The sequence below is a fragment of the Chlamydia trachomatis A/HAR-13 genome (assembly GCF_000012125.1).
In the GTDB taxonomy this organism is placed as follows: domain Bacteria; phylum Chlamydiota; class Chlamydiia; order Chlamydiales; family Chlamydiaceae; genus Chlamydia; species Chlamydia trachomatis.
The window spans coordinates 1-7,510 of the sequence record NC_007430.1 but is presented as its reverse complement, the minus strand read 5'-3'; the positions used below and the strand labels follow the sequence as shown (position 1 = coordinate 7,510).

Below are 7,510 nucleotides of genomic sequence, written 5' to 3'. Positions count from 1 at the left end.
CTGTTGCCAGAAAAAACACCTTTAGGCTATATTAGAGCCATCTTCTTTGAAGCATTGTCTTCTCGAGAGGATTTATCGTACGCAAATATCATCTTTGCGGTTGCGTGTCCCGTGACCTTCATTATGTCGGAGTCTGAGCACCCTAGGCGTTTGTACTCCGTCACAGCGGTTGCTCGAAGCACGTGCGGGGTTATCTTAAAAGGGATTGCAGCTTGTAGTCCTGCTTGAGAGAACGTGCGGGCGATTTGCCTTAACCCCACCATTTTTCCGGAGCGAGTTACGAAGACAAAACCTCTTCGTTGACCGATGTACTCTTGTAGAAAGTGCATAAACTTCTGAGGATAAGTTATAATAATCCTCTTTTCTGTCTGACGGTTCTTAAGCTGGGAGAAAGAAATGGTAGCTTGTTGGAAACAAATCTGACTAATCTCCAAGCTTAAGACTTCAGAGGAGCGTTTACCTCCTTGGAGCATTGTCTGGGCGATCAACCAATCCCGGGCGTTGATTTTTTTTAGCTCTTTTAGGAAGGATGCTGTTTGCAAACTGTTCATCGCATCCGTTTTTACTATTTCCCTGGTTTTAAAAAATGTTCGACTATTTTCTTGTTTAGAAGGTTGCGCTATAGCGACTATTCCTTGAGTCATCCTGTTTAGGAATCTTGTTAAGGAAATATAGCTTGCTGCTCGAACTTGTTTAGTACCTTCGGTCCAAGAAGTCTTGGCAGAGGAAACTTTTTTAATCGCATCTAGGATTAGATTATGATTTAAAAGGGAAAACTCTTGCAGATTCATATCCAAAGACAATAGACCAATCTTTTCTAAAGACAAAAAAGATCCTCGATATGATCTACAAGTATGTTTGTTGAGTGATGCGGTCCAATGCATAATAACTTCGAATAAGGAGAAGCTTTTCATGCGTTTCCAATAGGATTCTTGGCGAATTTTTAAAACTTCCTGATAAGACTTTTCGCTATATTCTAACGACATTTCTTGCTGCAAAGATAAAATCCCTTTACCCATGAAATCCCTCGTGATATAACCTATCCGCAAAATGTCCTGATTAGTGAAATAATCAGGTTGTTAACAGGATAGCACGCTCGGTATTTTTTTATATAAACATGAAAACTCGTTCCGAAATAGAAAATCGCATGCAAGATATCGAGTATGCGTTGTTAGGTAAAGCTCTGATATTTGAAGACTCTACTGAGTATATTCTGAGGCAGCTTGCTAATTATGAGTTTAAGTGTTCCCATCATAAAAACATATTCATAGTATTTAAATACTTAAAAGACAATGGATTACCTATAACTGTAGACTCGGCTTGGGAAGAGCTTTTGCGGCGTCGTATCAAAGATATGGACAAATCGTATCTCGGGTTAATGTTGCATGATGCTTTATCAAATGACAAGCTTAGATCCGTTTCTCATACGGTTTTCCTCGATGATTTGAGCGTGTGTAGCGCTGAAGAAAATTTGAGCAATTTCATTTTCCGCTCGTTTAATGAGTACAATGAAAATCCATTGCGTAGATCTCCGTTTCTATTGCTTGAGCGTATAAAGGGAAGGCTTGATAGTGCTATAGCAAAGACTTTTTCTATTCGCAGCGCTAGAGGCCGGTCTATTTATGATATATTCTCACAGTCAGAAATTGGAGTGCTGGCTCGTATAAAAAAAAGACGAGCAGCGTTCTCTGAGAATCAAAATTCTTTCTTTGATGGCTTCCCAACAGGATACAAGGATATTGATGATAAAGGAGTTATCTTAGCTAAAGGTAATTTCGTGATTATAGCAGCTAGGCCATCTATAGGGAAAACAGCTTTAGCTATAGACATGGCGATAAATCTTGCGGTTACTCAACAGCGTAGAGTTGGTTTCCTATCTCTAGAAATGAGCGCAGGTCAAATTGTTGAGCGGATTATTGCTAATTTAACAGGAATATCTGGTGAAAAATTACAAAGAGGGGATCTCTCTAAAGAAGAATTATTCCGAGTAGAAGAAGCTGGAGAAACAGTTAGAGAATCACATTTTTATATCTGCAGTGATAGTCAGTATAAGCTTAATTTAATCGCGAATCAGATCCAGTTGCTGAGAAAAGAAGATCGAGTAGACGTAATATTTATCGATTACTTGCAGTTGATCAACTCATCGGTTGGAGAAAATCGTCAAAATGAAATAGCAGATATATCTAGAACCTTAAGAGGTTTAGCCTCAGAGCTAAACATTCCTATAGTTTGTTTATCCCAACTATCTAGAAAAGTTGAGGATAGAGCAAATAAAGTTCCCATGCTTTCAGATTTGCGAGACAGCGGTCAAATAGAGCAAGACGCAGATGTGATTTTGTTTATCAATAGGAAGGAATCGTCTTCTAATTGTGAGATAACTGTTGGGAAAAATAGACATGGATCGGTTTTCTCTTCGGTATTACATTTCGATCCAAAAATTAGTAAATTCTCCGCTATTAAAAAAGTATGGTAAATTATAGTAACTGCCACTTCATCAAAAGTCCTATCCACCTTGAAAATCAGAAGTTTGGAAGAAGACCTGGTCAATCTATTAAGATATCTCCCAAATTGGCTCAAAATGGGATGGTAGAAGTTATAGGTCTTGATTTTCTTTCATCTCATTACCATGCATTAGCAGCTATCCAAAGATTACTGACCGCAACGAATTACAAGGGGAACACAAAAGGGGTTATTTTATCCAGAGAATCAAATAGTTTTCAATTTGAAGGATGGATACCAAGAATCCGTTTTACAAAAACTGAATTCTTAGAGGCTTATGGAGTTAAGCGGTATAAAACATCCAGAAATAAGTATGAGTTTAGTGGAAAAGAAGCTGAAACTGCTTTAGAAGCCTTATACCATTTAGGACATCAACCGTTTTTAATAGTGGCAACTAGAACTCGATGGACTAATGGAACACAAATAGTAGACCGTTACCAAACTCTTTCTCCGATCATTAGGATTTACGAAGGATGGGAAGGTTTAACTGACGAAGAAAATATAGATATAGACTTAACACCTTTTAATTCACCATCTACACGGAAACATAAAGGGTTCGTTGTAGAGCCATGTCCTATCTTGGTAGATCAAATAGAATCCTACTTTGTAATCAAGCCTGCAAATGTATACCAAGAAATAAAAATGCGTTTCCCAAATGCATCAAAGTATGCTTACACATTTATCGACTGGGTGATTACAGCAGCTGCGAAAAAGAGACGAAAATTAACTAAGGATAATTCTTGGCCAGAAAACTTGTTATTAAACGTTAACGTTAAAAGTCTTGCATATATTTTAAGGATGAATCGGTACATCTGTACAAGGAACTGGAAAAAAATCGAGTTAGCTATCGATAAATGTATAGAAATCGCCATTCAGCTTGGCTGGTTATCTAGAAGAAAACGTATTGAATTTCTGGATTCTTCTAAACTCTCTAAAAAAGAAATTCTATATCTAAATAAAGAGCGCTTTGAAGAAATAACTAAGAAATCTAAAGAACAAATGGAACAATTAGAACAAGAATCTATTAATTAATAGCAAGCTTGAAACTAAAAACCTAATTTATTTAAAGCTCAAAATAAAAAAGAGTTTTAAAATGGGAAATTCTGGTTTTTATTTGTATAACACTGAAAACTGCGTCTTTGCTGATAATATCAAAGTTGGGCAAATGACAGAGCCGCTCAAGGACCAGCAAATAATCCTTGGGACAACATCAACACCTGTCGCAGCCAAAATGACAGCTTCTGATGGAATATCTTTAACAGTCTCCAATAATTCATCAACCAATGCTTCTATTACAATTGGTTTGGATGCGGAAAAAGCTTACCAGCTTATTCTAGAAAAGTTGGGAGATCAAATTCTTGATGGAATTGCTGATACTATTGTTGATAATACAGTCCAAGATATTTTAGACAAAATCAAAACAGACCCTTCTCTAGGTTTGTTGAAAGCTTTTAACAACTTTCCAATCACTAATAAAATTCAATGCAACGGGTTATTCACTCCCAGTAGCATTGAAACTTTATTAGGAGGAACTGAAATAGGAAAATTCACAGTCACACCCAAAAGCTCTGGGAGCATGTTCTTAGTCTCAGCAGATATTATTGCATCAAGAATGGAAGGCGGCGTTGTTCTAGCTTTGGTACGAGAAGGTGATTCTAAGCCCTGCGCGATTAGTTATGGATACTCATCAGGCGTTCCTAATTTATGTAGTCTAAGAACCAGCATTACTAATACAGGATTGACTCCAACAACGTATTCATTACGTGTAGGCGGTTTAGAAAGCGGTGTGGTATGGGTTAATGCCCTTTCTAATGGCAATGATATTTTAGGAATAACAAATACTTCTAATGTATCTTTTTTGGAAGTAATACCTCAAACAAACGCTTAAACAATTTTTATTGGATTTTTCTTATAGGTTTTATATTTAGAGAAAACAGTTCGAATTACGGGGTTTGTTATGCAAAATAAAAGAAAAGTGAGGGACGATTTTATTAAAATTGTTAAAGATGTGAAAAAAGATTTCCCCGAATTAGACCTAAAAATACGAGTAAACAAGGAAAAAGTAACTTTCTTAAATTCTCCCTTAGAACTCTACCATAAAAGTGTCTCACTAATTCTAGGACTGCTTCAACAAATAGAAAACTCTTTAGGATTATTCCCAGACTCTCCTGTTCTTGAAAAATTAGAGGATAACAGTTTAAAGCTAAAAAAGGCTTTGATTATGCTTATCTTGTCTAGAAAAGACATGTTTTCCAAGGCTGAATAGACAACTTACTCTAACGTTGGAGTTGATTTGCACACCTTAGTTTTTTGCTCTTTTAAGGGAGGAACTGGAAAAACAACACTTTCTCTAAACGTGGGATGCAACTTGGCCCAATTTTTAGGGAAAAAAGTGTTACTTGCTGACCTAGACCCGCAATCCAATTTATCTTCTGGATTGGGGGCTAGTGTCAGAAGTAACCAAAAAGGCTTGCACGACATAGTATACACATCAAACGATTTAAAATCAATCATTTGCGAAACAAAAAAAGATAGTGTGGACCTAATTCCTGCATCATTTTTATCCGAACAGTTTAGAGAATTGGATATTCATAGAGGACCTAGTAACAACTTAAAGTTATTTCTGAATGAGTACTGCGCTCCTTTTTATGACATCTGCATAATAGACACTCCACCTAGCCTAGGAGGGTTAACGAAAGAAGCTTTTGTTGCAGGAGACAAATTAATTGTTTGTTTAACTCCAGAACCTTTTTCTATTCTAGGGTTACAAAAGATACGTGAATTCTTAAGTTCGGTCGGAAAACCTGAAGAAGAACACATTCTTGGAATAGCTTTGTCTTTTTGGGATGATCGTAACTCGACTAACCAAATGTATATAGACATTATCGAGTCTATTTACAAAAACAAGCTTTTTTCAACAAAAATTCGTCGAGATATTTCTCTCAGCCGTTCTCTTCTTAAAGAAGATTCTGTAGCTAATGTCTATCCAAATTCTAGGGCCGCAGAAGATATTCTGAAGTTAACGCATGAAATAGCAAATATTTTGCATATCGAATATGAACGAGATTACTCTCAGAGGACAACGTGAACAAACTAAAAAAAGAAGCGGATGTCTTTTTTAAAAAAAATCAAACTGCCGCTTCTCTAGATTTTAAGAAGACACTTCCTTCCATTGAACTATTCTCAGCAACTTTGAATTCTGAGGAAAGTCAGAGTTTGGATCGATTATTTTTATCAGAGTCCCAAAACTATTCGGATGAAGAATTTTATCAAGAAGACATCCTAGCGGTAAAACTGCTTACTGGTCAGATAAAATCCATACAGAAGCAACACGTACTTCTTTTAGGAGAAAAAATCTATAATGCTAGAAAAATCCTGAGTAAGGATCACTTCTCCTCAACAACTTTTTCATCTTGGATAGAGTTAGTTTTTAGAACTAAGTCTTCTGCTTACAATGCTCTTGCATATTACGAGCTTTTTATAAACCTCCCCAACCAAACTCTACAAAAAGAGTTTCAATCGATCCCCTATAAATCCGCATATATTTTGGCCGCTAGAAAAGGCGATTTAAAAACCAAGGTCGATGTGATAGGGAAAGTATGTGGAATGTCGAACTCATCGGCGATAAGGGTGTTGGATCAATTTCTTCCTTCATCTAGAAACAAAGACGTTAGAGAAACGATAGATAAGTCTGATTCAGAGAAGAATCGCCAATTATCTGATTTCTTAATAGAGATACTTCGCATCATATGTTCCGGAGTTTCTTTGTCCTCCTATAACGAAAATCTTCTACAACAGCTTTTTGAACTTTTTAAGCAAAAGAGCTGATCCTCCGTCAGCTCATATATATATTTATTATATATATATTTATTTAGGGATTTGATTTTACGAGAGAGATTTGCAACTCTTGGTGGTAGACTTTGCAACTCTTGGTGGTAGACTTTGCAACTCTTGGTGGTAGACTTTGCAACTCTTGGTGGTAGGGTGGTAGACTTGGTCATAATGGACTTTTGTTAAAAAATTTCTTAAAATCTTAGAGCTCCGATTTTGAATAGCTTTGGTTAAGAAAATGGGCTCGATGGCTTTCCATAAAAGTAGATTGTTCTTAACTTTTGGGGACGCGTCGGAAATTTGGTTATCTACTTTATCTCATCTAACTAGAAAAAATTATGCGTCTGGGATTAACTTTCTTGTTTCTTTAGAGATTCTGGATTTATCGGAAACCTTGATAAAGGCTATTTCTCTTGACCACAGCGAATCTTTGTTTAAAATCAAGTCTCTAGATGTTTTTAATGGAAAAGTCGTTTCAGAGGCCTCTAAACAGGCTAGAGCGGCATGCTACATATCTTTCACAAAGTTTTTGTATAGATTGACCAAGGGATATATTAAACCCGCTATTCCATTGAAAGATTTTGGAAACACTACATTTTTTAAAATCCGAGACAAAATCAAAACAGAATCGATTTCTAAGCAGGAATGGACAGTTTTTTTTGAAGCGCTCCGGATAGTGAATTATAGAGACTATTTAATCGGTAAATTGATTGTACAAGGGATCCGTAAGTTAGACGAAATTTTGTCTTTGCGCACAGACGATCTATTTTTTGCATCCAATCAGATTTCCTTTCGCATTAAAAAAAGACAGAATAAAGAAACCAAAATTCTAATCACATTTCCTATCAGCTTAATGGAAGAGTTGCAAAAATACACTTGTGGGAGAAATGGGAGAGTATTTGTTTCTAAAATAGGGATTCCTGTAACAACAAGTCAGGTTGCGCATAATTTTAGGCTTGCAGAGTTCCATAGTGCTATGAAAATAAAAATTACTCCCAGAGTACTTCGTGCAAGCGCTTTGATTCATTTAAAGCAAATAGGATTAAAAGATGAGGAAATCATGCGTATTTCCTGTCTCTCATCGAGACAAAGTGTGTGTTCTTATTGTTCTGGGGAAGAGGTAAGTCCTCTAGTACAAACACCCACAATATTGTGATATAATTAAAATTATATTCATATT

General features: G+C 36.3%; 8 protein-coding genes. 7 read left to right on the top strand and 1 reads right to left on the bottom strand.

What is annotated here, in order from left to right:
• Positions 1–26: 26 nt before the first annotated feature.
• Entirely contained in the window at positions 27–1,019 is a 993-nt protein-coding gene (locus CTA_RS04830; RefSeq protein WP_010889883.1) for a site-specific integrase, read from the bottom strand.
• Between the two features lie 98 nt (positions 1,020–1,117).
• Here CTA_RS04830 and CTA_RS04825 point away from each other — a divergent pair, with 98 nt between their 5' ends.
• From CTA_RS04825 to CTA_RS04795, 7 genes are all read left to right on the top strand, one after another.
• Complete coding sequence (locus tag CTA_RS04825; RefSeq protein WP_011324923.1) at positions 1,118–2,473, top strand: replicative DNA helicase; 1,356 nt, start codon at positions 1,118–1,120, stop codon at positions 2,471–2,473.
• The gene (locus CTA_RS04820) at positions 2,467–3,531 is read left to right on the top strand and encodes a DUF5597 domain-containing protein (protein ID WP_011324922.1); all 1,065 of its coding nucleotides are present in this window, start codon (positions 2,467–2,469) and stop codon (positions 3,529–3,531) included. The genes CTA_RS04825 and CTA_RS04820 overlap by 7 nt, the downstream gene beginning before the upstream one ends.
• A gap of 61 nt (positions 3,532–3,592) precedes the next feature.
• A complete protein-coding gene (gene pgp3, locus CTA_RS04815; protein WP_011324921.1) occupies positions 3,593–4,387 on the top strand; it encodes a virulence factor Pgp3 in 795 nt (264 codons plus the stop codon).
• 69 nt (positions 4,388–4,456) lie between these two features.
• Positions 4,457–4,765, top strand: a complete 309-nt coding sequence (locus CTA_RS04810; RefSeq protein WP_010889887.1) for a hypothetical protein — start codon at positions 4,457–4,459, stop codon at positions 4,763–4,765.
• Positions 4,766–4,792: 27 nt separating this feature from the next.
• A complete protein-coding gene (locus CTA_RS04805) occupies positions 4,793–5,587 on the top strand; it encodes a ParA family protein (protein ID WP_012718309.1) in 795 nt (264 codons plus the stop codon).
• Positions 5,584–6,327 (top strand): CT583 family protein, encoded by a 744-nt coding sequence (locus CTA_RS04800; protein ID WP_011324919.1) that lies wholly within the window; start codon positions 5,584–5,586, stop codon positions 6,325–6,327. The genes CTA_RS04805 and CTA_RS04800 overlap by 4 nt, the downstream gene beginning before the upstream one ends.
• 241 nt (positions 6,328–6,568) lie before the next feature.
• A complete protein-coding gene (locus CTA_RS04795) occupies positions 6,569–7,486 on the top strand; it encodes an integrase pGP7-D (protein ID WP_011324918.1) in 918 nt (305 codons plus the stop codon).
• Positions 7,487–7,510 lie beyond the last annotated feature (24 nt).

Bases quoted from the DNA above. Each gene is read 5' to 3' on its own strand.
- CTA_RS04820 (WP_011324922.1), top strand. From the start codon at position 2,467: ATGGTAAATTATAGTAACTGCCACTTCATCAAAAGTCCTATCCACCTT.
- CTA_RS04810 (WP_010889887.1), top strand. From the start codon at position 4,457: ATGCAAAATAAAAGAAAAGTGAGGGACGATTTTATTAAAATTGTTAAA.
- CTA_RS04795 (WP_011324918.1), top strand. From the start codon at position 6,569: ATGGGCTCGATGGCTTTCCATAAAAGTAGATTGTTCTTAACTTTTGGG.
- pgp3 (WP_011324921.1), top strand. From the start codon at position 3,593: ATGGGAAATTCTGGTTTTTATTTGTATAACACTGAAAACTGCGTCTTT.
- CTA_RS04830 (WP_010889883.1), bottom strand. From the start codon at position 1,019: ATGGGTAAAGGGATTTTATCTTTGCAGCAAGAAATGTCGTTAGAATAT.
- CTA_RS04825 (WP_011324923.1), top strand. From the start codon at position 1,118: ATGAAAACTCGTTCCGAAATAGAAAATCGCATGCAAGATATCGAGTAT.